Below are 22,116 nucleotides of genomic sequence, written 5' to 3'. Positions count from 1 at the left end.
GGCGGACGACGGATCATCCTGGCGATGGTTTATGTCACCTCCGATCGATCGGCATCCGCGCCGAGAAAAACTCCACCATGTTCTCCGCCGCGGGTGGATCAAAGTTGCTGAGCCCCACCAGGATATATCCCAACTCCGGGTAGATTCTAAGCTCACCATTCATCCCGGGCGCGCCCCCGACACCTCCGTAGAAGCGCATCGCTCCCTCACCCTGAAGGGCGAAGCCATAGCCGAAGCCGCCGCCGAGGTTCTTTGGTGACGTCGCGGCGGCAAGAAGTTGTTTCGGGAGGAGCCTGCCGGCTTCGAGCGCTTGCGCGAAACGTAACAAGTCGCCGACGGTGGAGTAACCGCCACCGGCGGCCATTCCACGAAATGGTAGTGAGCTCGCGTTCGACACCAACCGGCCCTCTTCCCTGGTGTATCCCAGAGAGCGACCGGGCACGACTTGCGATTCAGGCAAGGAGCCCGTCGATTGCATGCCGGCCTTCGCGTAGATGTGCTGCTGGACATAGTCGTAATACGACATGCCGCTGGCCACTTCGATCAAACGACCGAGCAGGACATATCCATAGTTGGAATAGCCGTCCTGTGAACCGGGTTCGAACACCGGCCCACGCGTGCCAAAGAGCGTCACATAGTCAGCGTGCGCCTCGAGTTGCAGGCGGTGAACGTCGAACTCCGGACCGAAGATGTCGCCCGTTCCACCGGTATGCGTGAGCAGCTGATGCAATGTGACTTTCGTTGCGATGTCACGATTCGGATAGTACGGAAGATACTGGCCGACGGTCCCTTGCAGCGACAGCTTGCCGGCGTCCACGAGCTGCAATAGCGCCACTGCCGTGAACATCTTGTTCATCGAACCCAGGCGGAACTGTGTTTCGGTCGTCGCTGCTCGCGATGCCTCGCGATCGGCATATCCCCAGGCCTGTTGGAGCAGAATCTGCTCGCTCCTCGCGAACAGCAGCGCGCCGGAGAATCGATCCGCCGCAGTCTTCTGCGTGGCCCGATCTCGTAGCGCGGCCAGCGTATCGACCATCGACAATCTCGATGCCGCAAACTGCGGCGGCAGCGACGCCGGACGAATCTCCATGATGAGATTGTCACCGCGACCGTCGCCCTTGACGGTCACCTCCAGATACATTCCCCGTTGCGACTCGCCCTCCCTCATCAGTGCCAGCAGGTTGTCGGGAGCGCTCCGTTCCAACTGCAGAAGCTCGAGCCCACCCGTGTACTCACGAAACTGCAACGTATCGGCGACGTCACCTTTGCGGCGGTACTTCCGATTGAAAGCGGCGACTTGTTTCGGATCGGCCGAGTTGAAAGAAGTGAGCCAGTCCGCGAACGCCTGCCCGGCCGGAGTCTCGGGAATCTCAGGTTGAGCGAACGCGGGCAGGCAGAGCAGGATCAACGCGAGCAAGGCTGACGATGCACCGGAATTCCTTGGCTGGCGATTCATCGACGATCCTCGCAATGATCGAATCGGGACGATCCTCGCACGATCAGCGTGAAACTGCGAGGCGCGCCGTGCCGAATCTTCGATTGCTCGGCTGACTCAACCGTACAACAATGTCGTGCCGCACGTCAGCCCTGTCGACTGGTGAAGTGCCGCAGTCACCCGGGAGCCCGCTCGCCCCAAGCGCGCGCTTTGATGGTTCCTGATATTGCCGATCAGCTTCTACTGCATTCTATTCGGTCTGCTTGGAGCGCCGCTCGCCGGCGCGGAGGGTGATCGGGCTTGAGCGCCGCCGCCTCAGCGCGGCGACCGCAAAGAAATCCCGTGCATTCCCGCCTTGTTTCTGACCGCCGACGCAGTCCGCCGAAGCGCGGCGGCGATGGCATTCAGGGGCGTGCCGGTGGCCGCCAGGTCTCGCAGGCGGTGGAGATCCTCGTTCGACCACTCATTGCGCCGGCTGCGACGGGAAAAATGGGGCGCGTAAGTGGTGCCGAGGCTCGTCAACTGATTCACTCTCTATTTCTCCGCAAACATCAAAGGGGACATCGATTCGGTCTCGGGCGCGCGGCCGGCAAAGAGCCGGTCGAGCCAGAGATAGATCACGGGGGTCGTGTAGAGCGTCAGCAGCTGGCTCACCAGCAACCCGCCGAAGACTGCGATACCGAGGGGCTGTCGCAGCTCAGATCCAGTACCGAAGCCGAGCATCAGTGGCACGGCGCCAAGCATCGCGGCCACGGTCGTCATGATGATGGGGCGAAACCGCACCAGACAGGCTTCGTGAATGGCGGCGATTGGCGTGGCGCCCGCGCGCTGCCGTTCGAGCGCGAAGTCGACCAGCAGAATTCCGTTCTTCTTCACGATGCCGATCAGCAGCACGACGCCGATCAGCGCCATGATGGAAAAGTCCTGCCCCACGGCCCACAGCGCGAAGATCGCGCCGACGCCCGCCGAAGGCAGCGTCGAGAGAATCGTCAACGGATGCACGAAGCTCTCGTACAGCACGCCCAGGATGATATAGACCGTGACCAGCGCCGCCAGAATGAGCCACGGTTGAGTGGCGAGTGCTTCCTGGAACGCCTGCGCGTTGCCTTTGAATGTTCCTTTGATGGTGGCCGGCGCCCCGACCTCCGCTTCCGCCTGCGCGATCAACTTCACCGCCTCGCCCAGGGCGATGCCTCGCGCCATGTTGAAAGAGATCGTTGCGGATGGAAACATGCCGTCGTGAGTGATGCTCAACGGGCCGACCGACGGCGGCTCGACGCGCGTCACCGCCGCCAGTGGCACCATCCGACCGGTCGTCGGCGAGCGTAAATAGAAGTGTTGCAGGCTATCGGCCCGACTGCGCTGTCGCGGGTCCGCTTCCAGGATGATTTTGTACTGGTTGATCTCGTTCTGATATTCGCTGATCTGGCGCTGGCCGTAGGCGTCGTAGAGCACCTGATCGATATCCTCCGCGCGCAACCCGAACCTGGCGGCCGCGACCCGATCTATCGTGAGTTTCGTCACCGCCGCCCGCAATTGCATTTCATTGGAGACGTCTCGGAACTGCGGCATGCTCTGCAACTTCTCCGCGAGGCGATTGGCCCACTCGCCCAGCTCGCCGCTGTCGGCTCCGCTCAACACATATTGATACTGAGAGCGCGAGCCACGACCGGCGAGATTGATATCCTGCTGGGTACGCAGGACCAGATTGATGCCGGGCACCTGATTCAATTGCGAACGCAGCCGTTCGATGAGCTCCTCCGAGGACACGTCCCGATCGCTCCGGTCCTTCAACACCAAGTAGAAACGTCCGTTCGCCAGATTCGGGTTAGGCGGCGCGGCGCCGACCACGTGGCTGATTGCCTGGATTGCCGGCTCTCGACTCAGGATCTCGGCGAGCGCCTGGTGTTTCTGCACCATGCTGGAATAGGAAACGTCGTCGGCGGCGCGTGAGGAGCCGACGATGTAGGCGGTATCCTGGAGCGGGAAGAATCCCTTGGGCACGAACACGTAGCCCGCGATTGCGATCCCGATCGTCAGCGCAAACCCTGTCAGCACGATGCGCTGATGCCCAAGCGCCCAGTCGAGCCCCCGGCCGTACCCCGCCACCAGCCGGTCACTGAAACTCGTCGTTCCAGGTTCATGGGCCGGCAACGGCTTCATGAAGCGCGCGGCCATCATCGGTGCCAGGGTCAACGACGCGATCACCGAGAACACGATCGCCGCCGTCAGCGTCGCGGCGAACTCACGAAACAGACGACCGACCACGCCGCCCATCAGCAACAGTGGAATGAAAGCGGCAACCAGCGACAAACTGATCGAGACCACCGTGAAGCCGATCTCAGCTGTGCCCTTGAGCGCCGCCGCGGGCATCCGCTCGCCCGCTTCCAGATGTCGATGGATGTTTTCGACCACGACGATGGCGTCGTCGACCACGAACCCCACCGCCACGACCAGCGCCACCAAGGTCAGATTGTTGAGGCTGAATCCCAGTACATACATCGCGGCCACGGTCGCGACCAGCGCCACCGTCAACACGCAGGCGACGATGATCGTCGCCGACAGCTGCCGCAGGAAGGCGCCCATGACGAGAATGACCAGCACGAACGTCACCGCCAGCGTGAGCTGCACTTCGTGCAGCGACGATCGAATCGTGCGCGTGCGGTCGTTGAGCACCGCGAGCTCGACGCTGGCCGGCAAGCGCTCCCGAATCGCCGGCAATGCCGCTTGCACCGCTTCGGCGGTAGCAACGATGTTCGCTCCAGGCTGGCGCCGGACCATGATGTAAACGCCCGGCTTGCCGTTCTGCCAGGACGCTATGTAGTCGTTCTCGGCGCCCAGCGACACCTTGGCGACATCGCGCAGAAACACCGGCGCGCCTTGTCTGTACGCCACGATCAGGTTGTCGTAATCCGCCGGTCGAAAGATTTGATCGTTGGTGGCCAGGGTGGAGACTCGACCCTCGCCATAGATCGCCCCCTTGGCGCGATTCACACTGCCGGATTGAATGATCTGCCGCAGATCGGCAAACGTCAGTCCCAGTGCCGCGAGCTTCTCCGGCGACGCCTGCACACGCAGCGCGGGCTTACGCTGACCGTAGATATTCACTTCCGACACGCCGCCGATCTGACTGAGCTGGCGCGCGACCGAGGTTTCAGCGATGTCGCTCAGCGCAGTCAGCGTCATTACCTCGGACTGCATTTTCAGGCCGAGAATCGGACTGTCGTTGGGATTGGATTTCTTCCAGGTCGGCAGGCTCGGCAGTTCCGCGGGCAATCGGGCGGACGCCCCGTTGATCGCGGCCTGCACTTCCTGGGCAGCCACGTCGATATCTTTCTCGAGCTCGAACAGCAAGGTGATGGACGTGCGCCCGAGCGAGCTGCTCGACGTCATCTCACGAATGCCCGGCACGCCGCTCAGTTGGACTTCCAGTGGCGTCGCCACCGATGAGGCCATGGTTTCGGGGCTGGCCCCCGGCAACGACGCGCTCACCTCGATGGTCGGCAGATCCACTTCCGGAATCGGCGCGACCGGCAACATCGGATAGGCGACGATGCCGAGCAGAATCAACCCTATCGTCAGCAACGTCGTGCCGATGGGATGCGCGACACACCAGCTCGAGATCGTCGCGCGCGCCAGGCTCGCCTGGGCACGGCTCATCGCCGCGGGCTCAGGTGCCGGCGACATGTTCTTTGCCGCTGGCTGTCGATGCCTTCACTTTCGCGCCCGGCCTGAGCCGCGACTGCCCATCGATCACGATCACATCGCCGGGGATGACGCCGGTGGCGATGACCGCGATCTCATCGTCGAGATAACTGGTGACCACCGGGACCGGCTCGGCGACCGCATCTGTCACGCGATAAACAAACGGTCCTTCCAGACCTTGCTGGAGGGCGTGCGCGGGCACGACAGTCGCGCCCGCGCTCGTGCCGGTCTCCAGCTGCAAGGTCACGAATTGTCCGGGCCACAGGTCGTTGCTCGCGTTGTCGAACTCGGCGCGCAGACGCAGGGTTCCGGTTGCGGTGTCGATCTGATTGTCGAGCGTCGTCAGGCGCCCTTGGGCCAAAGGCGCGCTGCCATCGCGGTCGAACGCGGTGACACGCATTCTTTGACTCGCTTTGGAAACATCCCGTAACCGTGGCAATACCTCCTGCGGCAACGTGAACATGACGGAGATCGGGTTGACCTGAGTGACGGTCACGAGACCTTGCTCGTCGCCGACTTGCACCAGATTGCCGGGATCGATCCGGCGAATGCCGACCCGACCGCGCACCGGTGAGCGAATCTCGGTGAATGAGAGCTGCACCCGTTGCGCCTCGATACGCGCTTCACTCGCGCGAATCGCCGCTTTGAGTTTCTCGACCAGCGCCGCCTGCTGCTCGAGCGTCTGGCGCGGCACGATACTGCGATCGTTCAGGCCGTTGTATCGCGCCAGATCCAGCTCCGCGATGCGCAGGTCCGCCTCACCGCTCGCCTTCTCCGCCTGTGCCTGTGCCAGCGCCGCCCTGATGGTGCGATCGTCGATCCGTGCCAGCAAAGCACCGCGCTCGACCAATTCGCCCTCGTTGAACAGCACCTCGGTGATCGTGCCGGTGACCTGCGGTCGAAGCACGACGGTGTGCAGCGACTGAACCGTGCCGATCGCCGCAATGCGCTGAGGCACATCCCGCCGCTCGACCTCGGCCACGGTCACGGGCACGCCGGAGCCGCCCGCCGGTGCGGCGGCGGGCTTTGCAGGCGTTCGTGCGTAGAACCAGATGCCAGCGGCGAGCAGTACGACCGCACTGATCGCCGCCGTCCGAGATCCGTTCGTCATGAGCCCCAGTCGATACGAAAGCCGATGCGGAAGGTGCGACCGAGATAGTCGTAGAGCGCGCGATTGATGCCCGGCTCGACGTTGCTGCTGTCGCCAGGTCCGAGCCCGACCACGACCGGATCCTTGTCGGTGACGTTGTTCACCTTGAAGAAGATCTGGTTGCGCAGGCTCTCGGTTTGCAGGGTCCACGCGATGAAGGCATCCAGATAGAACGCGCCGTCGATGTGATTGGTGTTGATGGTGCGAGCCAATGCCGTCGACTGCGGACACCCCGAGGTGCACTCGATGTATGTATTGTCGTACGTGCCCGAGCTGATGCCACGTCCGGTGAGCTGCACCGTCAGCTGATCCAGCGTGTACGCCGCCGACAATCGATACTGCCAATCCGGCGGGCCGCCGTTGGTGTTCTGCCCGGCGCGGTCGGTCTCCGGATCGACGCCGTTGTTCGAGGACATCTCGATGTAATGTGTGGCCAGCGAACGCAACGTGACATTGCCCGGCAACGAGCTGCCCAGATCCGACAGCGCGAAGCGATAGCTGGCCTCCAGATCGAGGCCGCGCGCACGCTCGGAAACGAAGTTGAACGGGCTATTGGTGATGATCAGCTCGTTACCCGTTTGCGAGGTCGGATCGCGCGTGAAGGCGCCGCAGAAGGTTGGATTGCCGTCATAGCAGCGATCGACGATGTCCTGCGCCGTCACCATGCTGATCGCGTCGTCGATCTTGATGTCGTAGTAATCCACCGACAGCGCCAGGCCGGGCGCGAACGACGGCTGATAAACGACACCGAGCGTCAGTGCATCCGCCTTCTCCGGCTGCAGCCCGGTATTGCCGATCGTCGTTTCAGTAAAGCGTTGCGCGATACCGCCGAAGAACGGATCCGACAGCGAGTTGGTACGCCGCCGCCCCGCCTGGTACAGCTCTTCCAGGTTCGGCGCGCGAATGTCGCGAGACAGTGTCACTCGCGTACGCAAGTCCGCAAGCGGCGACCACGCGAGGCCCGCTTTCCAGGTCGTCACGAAACCGGACGTGCTGTAATCCGTGCCGCGCGCCGCACCGTTGAACTCCAGGTGCCACGGCAGCGAAACGAGTGTTTCGAGGTAGGCCTCGCGCACGTTGTAGTCGCCGAAGGTGGGCAGGAAGTTACCGACGATCCAGCCTTCCTGATATTCCGGCGCGACGTAGCCCGAGATTTCTTCGCGTCGATATTCGACACCGAAAGCCACGCCGATGGGATCGAGCCAGGGATTGCTCACCTTGGTGCTGAAGTTCAGCGCCGCCACGTCCTGCTCGAACTTCTGCGTGCGTTCCGGATGGCCCATGAAATAGGCCAGCGCCTCGGGACTGTTGACGCCGATGCCCATGCGATTGAAGGGCACGCAGCCATTGCCAGGATTGGCGATCGAGGAACGACAGACGATCTCGCCCGTGACGGGATGGAACACCGCGTCCTGCGCCAGACGCAGCCGTGCGGTGTTGGCCGAGTACAAGCGCTCATCGGCGTCGGTGACGCCATGCTGATAATAAGTATCCCACTTCCAATCGCTGCCCAGCAGGAACGAGCCCTCCGCACCCAGCACGAAGCGCTTCACCGTGCGCTCATTGTCGCTCTCGCGAGTCGGGATGTCGGCGTTCGAGGAGCCTAGATTGAATTGAGTGATGTCCGCGGACGGCAACGCGTTGTATTCGGCGATCCGCTGGCGCACGGACGCCGGGATGAACGCATTGTCCGCCATGATGACGATCGTGCCCTTATCCGATTGCACGCCACCCCACTGCTTGGCGCTGTTCCGATTCCACGATGCCTCGGCGAACACAGAGGTGCTCTCGGTCAGCTCCCACGATAGACGAGTGAACACGCCGTCGCGATTGCTCTCCGGTTCGAGCGACGTGAGCTGGTTCGATTGTCCGAGCTCCCAGTCCCCGCCCACCGTCCATGGGTCGCGTGTGGCGCCGTACGCGAATTGATTCACCGAGCCGCCCACGCCGAAATACGTGCCACGCAAAGCGGTGTTCGTGATGATGCCGCCGGGAGTCATGACGCTCTGGCCGGCATGGTTGGTCACGAAGTACTCAGGCGCGCCGTTGCCGGCCTGGTAAGCCGGATTGTTCACCATGTACCAGCCGTCGTCCGCCCACTCGCGATGCATGCCGTAGACGCCGTCGCGACGCGCGGACTCCGCATTGAATAAGAGATGCCCGCGGCCGTCGGCGAACGGCACGCCCGCCGTCACCGTCGCCTGCCAGTTCTGATCGTCGCCATACGAGGTCTCGCCCCCCTCGATGTTGAATTTCACGCCCGTGTAATTCTTGTCGAGAATGAAGTTCACGACGCCGGAGACTGCGTCGGAGCCGTAGGTCGCCGACGCACCGCCGGTGACGATCTCGATGTTCTTGATCAAGCCCTGCGGAAACGTGTTGATGTCCACCGTGCCCTGGGCGAGAGAGCCCACCGAGCGACGGCCATCCAGCAACACCAGCGTGCGTGCATTGCCGAGCGAGCGCAGGTTCACGGAGCTGATGCCGGCCGCGCCATTGCTCAAGCTGCGATTCGCAGTGGAAGGAGCGCTGCTGCCCGCCACGGACGGCAACTCATTGACGAAGTCGGCGATGTTCGGCTGGCCGGAGGACAGAATGTCCACCTCGCCGATCACCGTCACCGGTGTGGGCGTTTCGTAGCCGGTGCGCGCGAGGCGGCTGCCGGTGACGACTACATCTTCGATAGCGCCCTGCTCATCGGTCACCGGCGGAGTCGTCGTGACTTCCTGAGCGGCGAGCGGCGACGCGAGGGCCAATGCAAATAAAACATTCAGTCCTTGGATGGGGCGACCGATCGTCCTGATCTTTGGAACTGAGTCGAGCAACGGCGCAATCCTCTGGTGCAAGTGGTACAGCTACAACGCTAGCAACACTCGCGCCAGAGCGGCATGAAAAGGCAGGTCGAGTGCATAACGATGGGTTATACGCACCGTGCTTGCGCTTGCCGCGCGCGCCACGCACTGTTTGGTCGCAATTTCGCGCGACGCCAGGACTCCAAACAGTGCACGATCCGGCGCGCCACGAATTTTTCGGGGCACGTTCAAAAAATCATGCATGCCGCGATGTTGTGACAATGTACGGACCTCTTTAGCGCGAGCCTCGACGCACGATCTCACCGCCACCTTGCTGCGTGGCATGAAAGCTGCAACTTCGCTCGCCGTTCCCACTCGCGGCAATTCGGGGAGTTGCATGCAATCGACATTGCGCGATACCAACGCCGACCTCGCTCCATTGGGGGTCATGCATCTGCGCTACATCGAAATGTTCCAGGCCATCCTGCAGGCGGGAACGCTGACCGATGCGGCTTCGCTGTTGAATATTTCTCAGCCGGCGGCCACCAAGCTGCTGAAGCAGGCGGAGCGCCGGCTCGGCTTTCCTTTGTTCGTGCGTTTGAAGGGCCAGTGGCACCTCACGCCCGAAGGCCGGCTGTTGCAGGGACAAATGGAGCGAATCTTCGAAGAGCTGCGCGATCTGCAGCGGCTCGTGTCCAACATCGCTCGCGCGGACAAGTATCCGTTGCGCGCCATCAGCACGCCGACGCTGGCGAACGCCATCGTTCCCAAGTCGCTGGCCCGGCTGCGTCAGACGCTCGGGCAAACCTCGATCGAGCTGTCGACGCAGCACTCGCCCGAGATGCTCAAATCCATCATTCTTCGCGAGGCCGATGTCGGCATCACGCTGCAAGAGCTGTCGCATCCGGACATTCGCTGCGAACATCTGTGCGAAGGACCGCTGGTGCTGATCGCACCGAAGGACACCTGGTCGCGAACGGCCGCCGTACAGCCGATCTCGATCGACTCGCTGGCGAACTCCACGCTGTTGGGCATTACGCGCGCCGATCAACTCGGCCGCCAGTTGCAGGCCTATCTGGAGCAACTCGACCCGCCGGCACGCATCTCGACCTGGGTGCAGACCTATCAGATCGCCAAGGACATCGTATGCAGCGGCGAAGGCCTGGCACTGGTCGATCCGTTCACTGCCGTGTCGGCAGGCGCGGAACTGCAAACTCGGGTCGTCGAGCCCATCATGAACATCAACCTGTATGCGGTCTATCGCGCCGAGGGGCCGCTCAACAGCGTGCAGAAGGCGTTCGTACAGTCGGTCAAGACGATCGCCACGGAGCTGATCGGCTTTCTAAGGAACAGAGAGCGTCGCCTGCACTCCGTGCAATGAGTCGTCTGTTCGCGATTCTGCTGCTGTCGCTGACGGCGGCTGTCGTGCACGCCCAGTCGTCGCACGAGTCCTTGCTCACGTTGCACGTCGATCAGGCGCGCATTCGCGGCGAGTGGCAGGTGCCGTTGCTCGATCTCGACGCGGCCCTCAGCCTCGATAGCAATCGCGATGGCGACATCGCCTGGCCGGAGATCGAGAATCGCCGCAAGGATATCGAAGAGGCCCTGGACGCGAACCTGCGCGTCCTGGCGGACGGCGCCAACCCTGGCGTGCATTTCGACAAGCTCACCTTCGGCACGCGCCAGGGCGAACCGTTCGTGATGTCCGAATTCTCCGCCATCGCGCCCCGCCCCATCGAAGCCCTCGATGTCGACTACACACTGCTATTCGAGCAACGGCCCGAGCACCGCGCGTCGTTGAAAGTCATCTGGGAAGGCTCCGGCTCGCAGCGCGTCGAGACCACCGCCCCCGGCGGCGCCACGATCTTCTCGCGCGCCAACGTGACCCGGACGCCATTCCCCGCTCTGCTCAAATCCGGCGTCTGGCACATCTGGATCGGCTACGACCATGTGCTGTTCCTGCTGGTGCTGCTGATTCCCGCCGTGCTCAGGCGCACTCCGAACGGGCGCGAAGCCGCCACGGATTTCTCCGGATCGTTTCTGCGCGTGATCGTCATCGTGTCTGCGTTCACCGTCGCCCACTCGATCACGCTGAGCTGCGCGGCCTTGGGTTGGATCGTGCTACCCGCCCGGCTGGTCGAGTCGGCGATTGCCGCATCGGTATTCGTCGCCGCGCTCGTCAATCTCCTGCCACGGACTGCCGGCGCGAGCGGCGTCTGGATCGCCTTCGGATTCGGGCTGTTGCACGGCTTCGGCTTCGCCAATGTGTTGAGCGAAGTCGGTGCGGAAGGCGAACCGATCCTGCGCACGCTGCTCGGGTTCAACCTCGGCGTGGAGCTCGGGCAGCTCGCGATCGTCGCGGTCTTTCTGCCCATCGCTTACCTGCTGCGCGGGACTCGTTTTTACCGGACCGGCGTGGTGTATGGCGGCTCGTCCGCGGCCGCGGCTTGCGCGATGTTCTGGCTGTGGCAACGCGCGTTGTAACGATCGATAGAGGATGAGTGCGATGAGCTGGGGAAATCCCTGGATGCTGCTGACGCTGGTCGTGCCGGTGCTCGGATTCATCCTGCTGCGCCGGGCGACACGAAGCGGCTCTGCGATGCGCTGGCCTGCCATGCGACGCGTGGCAATCTCAGGCAATACCGTGCGCCCTGCTCCGCCTGAGAAAACTCGAGTCACCGTGTTCGTGATACTCGCGATTGCCTTCGCTCTGCTGGCCATCGCGCGGCCCCGCTGGGGCGAAGACTCATCGCAGTCCTTCAGCCAGACGCGCGAAGTGATGATCGCCGTCGACCTGTCGCGGAGCATGCTGGCTGAGGATCTGCCGCCTTCCCGTCTCGATCGTGCCAAACAGCTCACCGAGAACCTGCTCGACAGCTTGCAAGGCGAGAGCGTCGGCTTGGTGGTCTTCGCCGGCACCGCGTTCGTGCAGGTGCCGCTCAGCCCGGACTATCGAATCATTCGCGAGTTCCTTCCCAGTCTCGACACCGACTACCTGCCCCGCGGCGGCTCGGACTATTCGAAGATGCTCGATGCGGCGCTGGACGGCTTCAGTGAAGCGGCGGACCGCGATCGTTATCTCATCGTGCTCAGCGATGGCGAGAGCAGCACCGAAGGCTGGGAGCAACGGCTCGGACGCATGGCGGAGCGCGAGATTCACGTGGTCGCCATCGGCCTCGGTACCGCAAACGGCGCGTTCGTCCCCGACTTGCAGAACGGCGGCTATCTCGCCGATGCCAACGGCGATGCCGTGCACTCGAAGCTGATGCCAGCAACCTTGGAGGCACTCGCGCGCAGGACGACAGGCAAATATGTCGATGCGACCTCACTGACCGACAGCGACGATGTGAAAGCACTGTTGAAGCAGACCGTCGAGACTGGCCGCAAGGGCCGCGTCGCCAATGCGGCGGGCAGCGCCGGAATCGAGCGCTTTCAGTGGTTGCTGGTGCCGGCGATTCTTTTCGGGCTCCTCAGTCTATTGCGCGAGTTCCAGCAGCGTCCGCAGCCGCGTCAGATCCGCAAAGACAACGCCGATCGCGAAGAGCCGCCGTCCGAGGTGCCCAATCGCCTCGCCGCCTGTCTCGCGTTCGCCGTGGCGCTGAGCCTCGCGATCCCTCCGTCCGCCCGCGCTCACTTCGATTCCGAGGCGGAGTTTCAGGTGCGCGAAGAGTTCGACAGCAATCCCACGCAGCGGCTGCGCGCGATTGCGGACCACCTGGCGCAGCGTGGCTACGATGCGTTCGATCTGCGCTTGATGGTCGAGGCGACCCTGCGTTATGGCATCGATGCACAACGCACCGGCACCGCGGTCGCCGAAGGCGTGATTCGCGATGCCATCGAGGCCACACAACAAGGTGAACGGCTCAACACCTCGATCGCGGACTGGTCGTACTATCGAGGTCAGCTCACCGCGATGCTCGAACCGCCGGCGTCGGAAGCCACGGAAGACAAGTCGCAGGCACCCGACGCGGTGATGGACGAAGAGAACGAGCGGCCGGTCGTGACTGGCGACAGCAGTCAGCAATCGGCGAACGACTCCTTCGGCGAAGGCGCCTCCGCGAAAACAGATGCGACGCTGGGCGATCTCACCGCCGAAGGCCAGCCCGAAGCACAGCGTGGCAAGAAGCCGAAGCCTCCCAGCAATGTCCGAGCCGCGGCCGTCAGACCGGCGCGCTCCAGCAGCCCCGGCGACGCGGAAGATCCGATTCTCAAGCTCACTAAAAAGAATCTGGACGAAGCCGCGCGCCGGGATTCTCCCGGTCGACTGCATCAGCTGATGTCGGCCGAAGAGTCGCAGGCGGATCCGAATCAGTTCGATTGGTAAGAGGTTTTCACATGCAACCGCTGCCCGTGGGCGAGATCGCCGCGACGCCCTGGTCGCTCAATCCGTTCTGGTTCATCGCATTGGCGCTCGCCGTTCCCGCGCTGCTCTGGCTGGGGCTCGCGTGGCGGCGCGCATTGCTGGAGTGCCCGAATCGCGTCCGGCGAGCCGGCATCAAGGAACTGCGACGCTTGTTGAAATCGCTGGGGCGCATCGACACGCCGCCTCGTCCAGCACACTTGCACGCATGGCTGCGCGCGACCGCTCGCGTCTGGGACATTCGCACCTCGGCCCCGTGCGTCGGCGAAGTATCACAAGCGGCACATACGCTCAGCGGCGACTCGACAGTGAGCTCCCGCTGGCGCGAGCTGTGGCAAACGACAGAGCGCGGCTTGTACGGCCCGGATGCCGACCCAACGCGTGAATGGCTACAGCATGCAACGACCGTCGCGGCCACCGTCGACATGCCGAAGCGTGAACGGCTCTTTCCGAATCGTCTCGGACATTGGCTGCCGTCCGTGGCAATCGCGACGTTCGTCGTGATAATCGGATCGCAGGCGATCGCCGACGTGCCGTGGTCGGCGCCGCCGGAGTCAGGCAGTCCCGCTCCGGCCTCCGGATTGGGCGTTCCTCCGGCGCCGACGTCCGAAATAGCGATACCGGCCGAGCCATTGGCCCCAGAAGTCGCGGAGCACGCGCAGGCCGCGCTGGTAAACAATTGGAACGACTGGGCCGCGCATCGCAACCTCGCGGCCTATCAAACCGAACAGGGCGAATTGAATCTCGCCATCGCCCACGCGGCCGCAGCTTTCGTTCAGCATCCAACCGGCTCGGATACTCGCGACGCCTTGCTCGCCGCGCTCGGAGAGACGGAAACGATCGATAGAAGCTTGCGTCGGTTGCTATCCGGCGCCTGGTATCAGCGCGCGCCGACACTGCTCTCGCCCGCCGGCTGGCAGCGTCTGGCACTGTTCGCCGCGCTCATCACGGCGGCCGGATTCTGTGTCATGGTGGTCTCGCTGTACTCACCGGCCCACCGACAGCAAGCGTCACGAGATCTCGTCGTGTGGACCGGTCGCAGTGTCACCGCGCTTGGTGCGATCGTTCTGGTCGCATCGGTCGCGAGCTGGAACGCCTATGGCGCGTTCAACCAACCCGAAGCGGCGATGCTCGTGCAGAACGCGAATGTGAGTCCGGTGCCAACGGATCTGGTGCCGACGGAAGAAACGTCGCCACTGTCGGCCGGCTCGGTGGTGATCGCCGGCCGCAGCTTCCTGGGCTGGCGCAAGGTGGAAGGAGATCGGGAGATTTCCGGCTGGGTTCGCGGCAATGCTTTGATGCCGCTCTACGCGAGCCGCTGACGAGAGAGTGCCGCGGTGAGACCCACCGCGGCACCCTTCAAACTCAAGTCTTCGACAGCGGATAAGTCACGTTCTTGCCGTACGGATAGAACTTGTCGAGCTTCAGATACTTGTAGTTCAGCGCCTCCAGGCGCACGGTGCCGACGAACGGCTCGTCCGGTTCGACCAGCAGGATGGTCTTCGCATAGCCGCTGTCGTAGAAGCCACGACGGAAATGCACGCGCGACTTGATCGCGAATCCCTTGAACGTATTTGGATCGATGCCGAGCTGCGTGAACGACTGTGGCTGCACGATCTGGCTCAGATACGGGCTGATCACGACCACGTTGCCGTCGCCGAACTTCACGCTGACCCACAGCTGTGAACCGCCGGCCTGACTGCTGCCTCGGCTCAAGCCGCCGCTGACCGTGTGCACCTTGCCAACGACGCGCACCGGCTTGCCGGCGGACACATCGAGCTTGCCGCCGATCTCCATGTCGAAATCGTCGCCGACCTTCACGCCCTTCTTACGCAACGCATTGATCGCATCTTCATCGGCGATGGTGCCGATCAAACAACCGCTGAGTTTCTGATCGATGATCTCCTGGAGCAGCCAGGTCGCGGCCCCGGTGCGGTCGCTGTGGTCGGCGAGCACGTACGGCACGGCGCCCTTCTGCAGCGCCTGCTTGGCGAGCGCCACGCCTTCCTTGTGACGATACACCTTGGTGCCGTGAACCAGTTCGTCGCGCAGCCGCCAGGCGGTCTGTGCCAGATCGTTGGCGACGTGCTTCGCCAATTCCGGATCGCCGTTGGTCATGACCTGGAAGGTCATGCCCGCATCGGCCGCGTCCATGAACGCGAAACCGTAGTAGAAACTCACATACACGTCGGTCTCACGCGCTTCCCATACCAACGCGCGCTGAACCAGATCCATCCAGGGCGATTGGCCGGTCCATTGCAGTACCGACGGCGTAATGATGGGCGGTTTGGCAGTCGCGGTGGTCGGTTTGTAATCACCCCGAATGCAGCGAATGAGCGTACGGGCCGCGCGCTCGCCCTGCAGGGCACCGTCGTAGTGCGGGTAGTATTTGATACAGAACGCGAGATTCGCGTAGCGCAGGAACTCGTCGTCCTCGTTGCCATGCGGATCGAACGTGCCGGCGATGAAGCCTTTCGGTCCAATGACCTCCCGCACCCGCCGGGCCAGCGTCGCCTCGGGTTTGGCGACGTCACGAACGCCCATCGCGCCGTGCAGGGACAGATAAGCACCATCGAACGGGCCTTGCGCCTTCAGATCGGCGATCATGCGCTCGGTGAAATGCTCGAAGGCTTCCTTGGTGATCCAGCCTGAGCCTGACCCCTTCTTCGAACCCAGCGGCGACTCGATGCCCACCAGCTCGACGTTCGCATGCTCGCGCGCGACCTTCACGAAACCGCCCATGTACCCATCCGGCGAAGAGGACAACAGCGCCTCACCGCGTGCAGGCGAGCCTTCGTAAATGAAATCTTCCGTCGTGGTTTCATACGGGAGGAACGTCACCGTCTCGTGCGAAAAATGCATGCACGCGATGCGGATCTTGCGCGTGGCCGCGTTGGAGCGGGCAGCGTTCTGCGCGCCCACGGCCATCGGCAGCGCCGCGGCGGCCGACCCCAAACCGAGGCCCGCCAGGACCTCGCGTCTCGAAATCTTCATGGTTCGATTCCTGTATGAGTGGTTGTGGTGGAAGAAGTGACGCGGAAGTGCGCCTCGTACGACGCCAGCGCAAGCAACACGACGCCAATCAGTGCAAACACGTGGAACAGCTCGCGGCTGACCAGCGGCGGCGACGCCGCGAATTGAATCTTTTGCGCCTCATCGATGCGGGCGAAAGCATCGCGAACGGCATTGGCATCGGTCGCGCGAAAGAACAATCCGCCAGTGCTCTCGGCGACATCTCGTAACAGCAGCGAATCGATCTCCGACTCACGCATCTCAGTGCCGGTGCGATTGCCGGCGTAGTCGAAGATGGGCGTGGGCACCAACCCTTCGGCGCCGGCACCGATCGTGTAGATCACCACGTCTTCATCCGCCGCGAGCTGCGCCGCCTGACGTGGATCGAGCGACCCCTTGTTGCTCGAGCCGTCCGTGAGCAGCACGATGAACGATCCCGTTCGCGGCTGATCTTCCGACCTGCCCTCGCGCAAGCGGCGCAGCGATACGCCAATCGCATCGCCGATCGCCGTGCCGTCTTCGATCAGACCAATGGACAGCCTTGCGCTCTGCTTGCGCAGCCATTCGTGATCGAACGTCAGCGGCGCGAAGGTGTAGGCACGCCCGCCGAACACGACGATGCCGATGCGATCGTCGGGGCGTTCGTTGATGAACGCGGAGATGATCGGCTTGACCGCCTGCAGTCGATTGACCGTCGCGGCGCCACGCTGGAAATCTTCCGCATACATGCTGGTGGACAGATCGATGGCAACCATGAAGTCGTAGCCGCGTCGCTGATGGTCGTCCAGCGGAACCAGCACTTGCGGCCGCGCCAATGCGAGCGTGAGCAAGACGATGCCGAAATAAGCGCAAGCAATCGGCCAGAGCGCTGAGGTAGTCGCGCCTGGCGAATGCCATTCATGCGCGCCGGGCACGACCAGCGCGGGCACACTGCGTCGCCGGCGCAGCCAGGCGACGACGGGCAACAGTAACAACAGCAGCAGCCAGAGCGGATCGTGAAACGTTGCACTGGATATATTCACGTCCGCTGCCTCAGGCCCGAGCGCCGCCGTGACGATGACGATGGAACCAAGAGATCAGGCTTTGCAGCGGATCGGCCATGTTGTCGACGATCAATCGATCGTCGCTGCGCGGAAACATTTCCGTGAAATAGGCTTCGCGCCGCTCGCGCCAGGCGGCGTGCGCCTCGCGCTCCGCGCTCGACGCCGTATTCAGCAGAGTCAGCCGACCCGCTAGCGGATCATAGGCAGAGAACTTCGCGTTCCTCGGCAATTCCACATCCCAGGGATCGTCAGCTCGCACGCCGACGGCTTGGTATCGTTGCTGGAGCTCACGCCACGACTCCGGCATGCCTTGCGGTGCGAACGGTCCGAACCAGAGCAGTACACTGCCTCGCGTCGCGCTCTTCTTCACAAAGGGCCACGGCAGTGAACATGCGGTCGGCCCGTCGAGCGAGGGCGCCGGCTGATCGAGCAACGTCGCGGCAATTCGATTGATGCCTTTGCGCCCCGGCAACGCGCGCTGAAACCATGATTTGCCCGGCGCGCTATATAACAAGCCGACGCGATCACGATTGATCGCACTGATCATCATCAACAGCGCCGCGGTCTCCAGCAGCGTCTCGCGCCGCGTGCGTCCGTCGGAGCCAAATTGCAACGCGGGTGAGTCCTCGAAAATGAACATGATCGTGAGATCACGCTCTTCGACGAATCGTTTGCGATAGGGCTCGCCGAGGCGAGCGGTGACGTTCCAGTCGATGTCTCGTGGATCGTCGCCCCACTGGTACTTGACGACTTGATCGAACTCCATGCCGCGGCCACGAAAGGCCGAGCGATACTCGCCGCTCACTGTCGTGTTGACGGCATGCCGTGCGCGCCACTCCAGCCGCTGCAGTAACGCAGTCGGCGCCGTCGGCATTGAAGTCATTTGCGCCGACATCTCAGGCACCGCGCGCCGCGCTCTCCGGTACCGCCGTCTGATCCAGAATTTCCCTGAGAATGCCGTCGGCAGTAAGTCCCCGCGACTCGGCCTCGTAGCTCAACCCGACTCGATGCCGCATCACATCCGCGAAGACTTCTTGCACCAACGCCGGCGTCACGTAATTCGCATCACGCAGCCAGGCCAATGCCTTGCTGGCTTGGAACAAACCGAGACAGGCTCGGGGCGAGGCACCGTACGAGAGGGTCTTTTGTGAGCCCGCCGCGATGGCGCGCGTCGCGCGCACCAGCTTGACGACATAGGCCTGCACCGACTCCGCCACGTGAACGCGATCGACTTCCTGCCGCAAGCGCAGCAGCTCATCGCCGCTCGACACTGCGAACAATTCCGGATGCGAGGTGACCGAGCCCCAACGCTGCACCATCTGCAACTCGTCGAGCTCGCTCGGATAATCGAGCAGCAGCTTGAACAGGAAACGATCGAGCTGCGCCTCAGGCAATGGATACGTCCCCTCCTGCTCCACCGGATTCTGCGTGGCCATCACCAGGAACGGGCTCGGCAATGGATAGGTCGCGCCGCCGAGCGTCACCTGCCGTTCCTGCATGGCTTCCAGCAGCGCGCTTTGCACTTTCGCGGGCGCGCGATTGATTTCGTCGGCCAGCACCAGATTCGCAAAGATCGGACCGTGATGGGGCGAGAACCGGCCGTCGCCGGGCGAGTAGACCATCGTGCCCACGATGTCGCTCGGTAGCAGGTCCGGCGTGAACTGGATGCGCTCGAACTGCATGCCCAGCGCCTGGGACAGCGACTTCACCAGCAGCGTCTTCGCCAGCCCCGGCATGCCTTCGAGCAGCACGTGCCCGCCGGTCAGCAGCGCGATCTGCAGTCGCTCGACGATGGTGAGTTGGCCGAGCACCGCCTTGCCGATCTCCGTGGCGACCCGGCTCGACCATTGCGCTCCGCTCTGCTGTCCGACTTCGACGTGCACGTGACTGACTCTTTCGCTACGCATTGGTGGGTCTCACATCAGCTTCGAAGTTCCGCAACTCACCCTCCCACTTGGAGACCACGGCGGTTGCGATGCTGTTGCCGACGACGTTGGTGGCCGAACGGCCCATGTCCAGGAAATGATCGATGCCCAGGAGCAGCAGCATGCCGGCCTCGGGCAGATTGAATTGAGTGAGCGCGGCGGCAACGACGACCAGCGAAGCACGCGGCACGCCGGCGATGCCCTTGGAGGTGAGCATCAGCACCGCGATCATGGTGACCTGCTGCGCGAGGCTCACCTCGATGCCGTAGGCCTGCGCGATGAACATGATCGCGAACGTGCAATACATCATCGAGCCGTCGAGATTGAACGAATACCCGACCGGCAGCACGAAGCTCGCCACGCGATTGCTACAACCGAAGCGCTCGAGCTCTTCGAGCGTGCGTGGATAGGCAGCCTCGGAGCTCGCAGTGGAGAACGCGAGCAACACCGGGCCGCGAATCCCCCGCACCAGACGCAGCACGCTCGGACCGACGAACACCACGCCGAGCGTTACCAGAATTCCCCACAGCACCGCGAGCCCCAGATAGAACTCGCCGATGAACAGACCGTAGACGCCGATGATTCCCAACCCCTCTTTCGCCACCGTGCTGGCCAGCGCGCCGAGCACAGCCAGTGGCGCGAAGATCATCACGTACCCGGTGACCTTGAGCATGATTTGGGCCAACGCATCCAGGCCCTCCAGCACGACCCGGGCACGCTCGCCCAGCGCCGCCATCGCTGTGCCAAAAAATAGCGAGAACACCACGATTTGCAGAATTTCATTGCGCGCCATGGCGTCGATGGCGCTGGTTGGCAGCGTGTGCTCGATGAAGCCCTTGAGCGACATGCCGCTGGCCTGCATGCCCGAGCTTGCCCCGACATCGGGCAAAGGCAGGTTCAAGGCCCGACCCGGCTCGAAAATCTGCACAATAATGAGGCCGAGCAGCAGCGAGATCAGCGAGGCGCCGACGAACCACGCCAGCGCCTTGCCACCGACGCGGCCCACCGTTGCGATGTCGCCCATCTTCGCGATGCCGACCACCAGCGTCGCAAACACCAGCGGAGCGATGATCATTTTGATGAGTCGCAGGAATGCGAAAGGCAGTAGCCCGATGCCGTCCGCGAAACGGGTGGCTGTCGCCTCGGAGGCGCCAACGTGCACGCCATAGCCAAGCACGATCCCAAGCGCCAGACTAGCGACGATCAGTGTAGTGAGCCGCTTGGAGGTCATCAGCGTCTCGACCACATCATCGCCGCGGATACGCAGCGCTTGGCGAGGATGTCGGTCGGATCGACCAAGGTGACGCGGTTGCCCTTGGCAGTGACACGCTCGGGCTCGGACATCAGCAACGGCAACTCGGTGCAACCGAGCACGATGACCTCGACGCCTTGCACCGCCAGCTCATCGATCGCCGCATCGACATCCGCCACGCTCTCGGCACTGGTGAAACCCGCCTTGACACCTTGCGGACCGTAGATCGCATTCATCACCCGCCCTTGCAGCGGCGGCGAAGGCACGACTTCCTGCAGACCGTGATCTTCCAGCGCCCTTCGGTACACGCCGCTGGAGATCGTTCCGCTGGTAGCGAGCAAACCGACCTTGCGCAACGCTGGAAACATTTCCCGGATGTGCTTCACCGTGACGGTGAGCATGTTCATGATGGGGATGTCGAGCTCGGATTGAATCGCCTCGACGAAGGCGTGCGCCGTGTTACAGGGAATCGCGATCAGATCCGCCTCGCCCGCCTGCAGCTTCTTGCAGGTCGCATACAGCGCAAGTGTCGGATCCATGCCGTCGCCGACCAGATGCTCGGTGCGATCCGGGATCTGAGGATTCTGCTCGACCAGCAGCCGCAGATGATCCTGGTCTCGCGTGGCCGGCGTGTTGCGCACGACCTTGTCGAGAAAATCCACCGTCGCCGCCGGCCCGACGCCACCCACGACGCCCAGCTTGAACGGCCGCTCCACCTCGGCCGCGGGATCGGCAACGAGATGCTGTGCATACACCCGATGTGGATCGAGCAGCGGCACAGCTCCCTGCGCCAACTCGTTCACCACCAGCGCGAGCTCGGTCACGCCAGGCAATAGCAATTGCGCGCCCTGCCCGATCAGATCGGCACAGGCCTCGCGCAGCAGCTCGATGGAATAGCCGCTGCGACTGCCGCTCTTGATACCGTTCTTGCCGTAGACGGCCTCGGTGACCAGATCCAACCCGTCGCGAGGACGCGCGTAGAGCAGCTCGAACTCGTCGGGTCCGAAGTAACGTTCGAACAAGGCGCTCTCACGCAGCGGCGCGGACGTGAGCACACCGATGCGCCGTCGCTTCGGTACCATGCTGCGTACGTGACCGCGCAATACTTCGATCATGTCGGCGATCGGCAGCGGCGAGTTCTCCTTCAGCTCCTCCATGAATGTGTGACTCAGGAAGCACGGCAGAACCACGGTGCCGATGCCTCGCGCCTTGAAGCTGTCGATCCGGTTGAAGATGTACAGCATGCGGGCCGTGTCCGCGGCGCTCGGCCCATGGGACCGCGCGAACGGTCGTTGTTCGAACACGATCTCGAACTGCCCCGCATCGGGATGTCGTTCGGTCGCCTCGATCAGCTTCGACAGCAGATCCGCATCCGCGATGGGCGACAGGCCGCCGATGATGCCGAACGACCGTTCGCGCCTCACTGGTAAACTCATGGAACT

15 protein-coding genes are annotated in these 22,116 nt (G+C 63.1%); 4 read left to right on the top strand and 11 right to left on the bottom strand.

Features of this window, described 5'->3' with window-relative positions:
- Nucleotides 1–34: 34 nt before the first annotated feature.
- The 5 genes from EKO19_RS24895 to EKO19_RS24875 all read right to left on the bottom strand — a co-directional run bounded on the left by EKO19_RS24895 (nucleotide 35) and on the right by EKO19_RS24875 (nucleotide 9,115).
- Nucleotides 35–1,456 (bottom strand): serine hydrolase domain-containing protein, encoded by a 1,422-nt coding sequence (locus EKO19_RS24895; RefSeq protein WP_129779627.1) that lies wholly within the window; start codon nucleotides 1,454–1,456, stop codon nucleotides 35–37.
- Nucleotides 1,457–1,750: 294 nt separating this feature from the next.
- Nucleotides 1,751–1,966 carry a hypothetical protein gene (locus tag EKO19_RS24890; RefSeq protein WP_129779625.1) on the bottom strand — a complete coding sequence of 72 codons (216 nt, stop codon included), beginning with the start codon at nucleotides 1,964–1,966 and terminating at the stop codon, nucleotides 1,751–1,753.
- Nucleotides 1,967–1,969: 3 nt separating this feature from the next.
- Entirely contained in the window at nucleotides 1,970–5,122 is a 3,153-nt protein-coding gene (locus EKO19_RS24885; protein WP_129779623.1) for a multidrug efflux RND transporter permease subunit, read from the bottom strand.
- Complete coding sequence (locus EKO19_RS24880; RefSeq protein WP_129779621.1) at nucleotides 5,106–6,251, bottom strand: efflux RND transporter periplasmic adaptor subunit; 1,146 nt, start codon at nucleotides 6,249–6,251, stop codon at nucleotides 5,106–5,108. The genes EKO19_RS24885 and EKO19_RS24880 overlap by 17 nt, the downstream gene beginning before the upstream one ends.
- Nucleotides 6,248–9,115 carry a TonB-dependent receptor plug domain-containing protein gene (locus EKO19_RS24875; protein WP_246038953.1) on the bottom strand — a complete coding sequence of 956 codons (2,868 nt, stop codon included), beginning with the start codon at nucleotides 9,113–9,115 and terminating at the stop codon, nucleotides 6,248–6,250. Before EKO19_RS24875 ends, EKO19_RS24880 begins: the two co-directional genes overlap by 4 nt.
- 364 nt (nucleotides 9,116–9,479) lie before the next feature.
- On the opposite strand from EKO19_RS24875, the gene EKO19_RS24870 reads away from it, so the two are divergent.
- The 4 genes from EKO19_RS24870 to EKO19_RS24855 are packed head-to-tail and all read left to right on the top strand — an operon-like array spanning nucleotide 9,480 to nucleotide 14,764.
- A complete protein-coding gene (locus tag EKO19_RS24870) occupies nucleotides 9,480–10,463 on the top strand; it encodes a LysR family transcriptional regulator (protein ID WP_175597178.1) in 984 nt (327 codons plus the stop codon).
- Nucleotides 10,460–11,566: a HupE/UreJ family protein gene (locus EKO19_RS24865; protein WP_129779615.1), complete on the top strand. Its 1,107-nt coding sequence runs from the start codon at nucleotides 10,460–10,462 to the stop codon at nucleotides 11,564–11,566. The genes EKO19_RS24870 and EKO19_RS24865 overlap by 4 nt, the downstream gene beginning before the upstream one ends.
- A gap of 22 nt (nucleotides 11,567–11,588) precedes the next feature.
- The gene (locus EKO19_RS24860; RefSeq protein WP_157995427.1) at nucleotides 11,589–13,406 is read left to right on the top strand and encodes a VWA domain-containing protein; all 1,818 of its coding nucleotides are present in this window, start codon (nucleotides 11,589–11,591) and stop codon (nucleotides 13,404–13,406) included.
- 11 nt (nucleotides 13,407–13,417) lie between these two features.
- Nucleotides 13,418–14,764 (top strand): hypothetical protein, encoded by a 1,347-nt coding sequence (locus EKO19_RS24855; RefSeq protein WP_129779611.1) that lies wholly within the window; start codon nucleotides 13,418–13,420, stop codon nucleotides 14,762–14,764.
- A 43-nt stretch (nucleotides 14,765–14,807) separates the two neighbouring features.
- On the opposite strand, the gene EKO19_RS24850 is transcribed toward EKO19_RS24855, so the two are convergent.
- The 6 genes from EKO19_RS24850 to cuyB form a co-directional block, all read right to left on the bottom strand.
- Nucleotides 14,808–16,370: a M81 family metallopeptidase gene (locus EKO19_RS24850; protein WP_407676664.1), complete on the bottom strand. Its 1,563-nt coding sequence runs from the start codon at nucleotides 16,368–16,370 to the stop codon at nucleotides 14,808–14,810.
- A 62-nt stretch (nucleotides 16,371–16,432) separates the two neighbouring features.
- Entirely contained in the window at nucleotides 16,433–17,476 is a 1,044-nt protein-coding gene (locus EKO19_RS24845) for a VWA domain-containing protein (protein ID WP_246038952.1), read from the bottom strand.
- Nucleotides 17,477–17,486: 10 nt separating this feature from the next.
- A complete protein-coding gene (locus EKO19_RS24840; protein ID WP_129779607.1) occupies nucleotides 17,487–18,380 on the bottom strand; it encodes a DUF58 domain-containing protein in 894 nt (297 codons plus the stop codon).
- A gap of 13 nt (nucleotides 18,381–18,393) precedes the next feature.
- Nucleotides 18,394–19,404, bottom strand: a complete 1,011-nt coding sequence (locus tag EKO19_RS24835; protein WP_129779605.1) for an AAA family ATPase — start codon at nucleotides 19,402–19,404, stop codon at nucleotides 18,394–18,396.
- Nucleotides 19,397–20,653 (bottom strand): dicarboxylate/amino acid:cation symporter, encoded by a 1,257-nt coding sequence (locus tag EKO19_RS24830; protein ID WP_129779603.1) that lies wholly within the window; start codon nucleotides 20,651–20,653, stop codon nucleotides 19,397–19,399. The genes EKO19_RS24835 and EKO19_RS24830 overlap by 8 nt, the downstream gene beginning before the upstream one ends.
- Nucleotides 20,653–22,110 carry a cysteate racemase gene (gene cuyB / locus EKO19_RS24825; RefSeq protein WP_129779601.1) on the bottom strand — a complete coding sequence of 486 codons (1,458 nt, stop codon included), beginning with the start codon at nucleotides 22,108–22,110 and terminating at the stop codon, nucleotides 20,653–20,655. Before cuyB ends, EKO19_RS24830 begins: the two co-directional genes overlap by 1 nt.
- Nucleotides 22,111–22,116 lie beyond the last annotated feature (6 nt).

This window comes from Peristeroidobacter soli (genome assembly GCF_004138485.1).
GTDB classification, from domain to species: Bacteria; Pseudomonadota; Gammaproteobacteria; order Steroidobacterales; family Steroidobacteraceae; genus Steroidobacter; species Steroidobacter soli.
This window is presented reverse-complemented; position numbering and strand designations above follow the sequence as displayed.

Excerpts from the sequence above, each read along its gene's own strand:
- EKO19_RS24895 (WP_129779627.1), bottom strand. The coding sequence starts at position 1,456 with ATGAATCGCCAGCCAAGGAATTCCGGTGCATCGTCAGCCTTGCTCGCG.
- EKO19_RS24885 (WP_129779623.1), bottom strand. The coding sequence starts at position 5,122 with ATGTCGCCGGCACCTGAGCCCGCGGCGATGAGCCGTGCCCAGGCGAGC.
- EKO19_RS24880 (WP_129779621.1), bottom strand. The coding sequence starts at position 6,251 with ATGACGAACGGATCTCGGACGGCGGCGATCAGTGCGGTCGTACTGCTC.
- EKO19_RS24870 (WP_175597178.1), top strand. The coding sequence starts at position 9,480 with ATGCAATCGACATTGCGCGATACCAACGCCGACCTCGCTCCATTGGGG.
- EKO19_RS24865 (WP_129779615.1), top strand. The coding sequence starts at position 10,460 with ATGAGTCGTCTGTTCGCGATTCTGCTGCTGTCGCTGACGGCGGCTGTC.
- EKO19_RS24860 (WP_157995427.1), top strand. The coding sequence starts at position 11,589 with ATGAGCTGGGGAAATCCCTGGATGCTGCTGACGCTGGTCGTGCCGGTG.
- EKO19_RS24855 (WP_129779611.1), top strand. The coding sequence starts at position 13,418 with ATGCAACCGCTGCCCGTGGGCGAGATCGCCGCGACGCCCTGGTCGCTC.
- EKO19_RS24850 (WP_407676664.1), bottom strand. The coding sequence starts at position 16,370 with ATGGCCGTGGGCGCGCAGAACGCTGCCCGCTCCAACGCGGCCACGCGC.
- EKO19_RS24840 (WP_129779607.1), bottom strand. The coding sequence starts at position 18,380 with ATGACTTCAATGCCGACGGCGCCGACTGCGTTACTGCAGCGGCTGGAG.
- EKO19_RS24835 (WP_129779605.1), bottom strand. The coding sequence starts at position 19,404 with ATGCGTAGCGAAAGAGTCAGTCACGTGCACGTCGAAGTCGGACAGCAG.
- EKO19_RS24830 (WP_129779603.1), bottom strand. The coding sequence starts at position 20,653 with ATGACCTCCAAGCGGCTCACTACACTGATCGTCGCTAGTCTGGCGCTT.
- cuyB (WP_129779601.1), bottom strand. The coding sequence starts at position 22,110 with ATGAGTTTACCAGTGAGGCGCGAACGGTCGTTCGGCATCATCGGCGGC.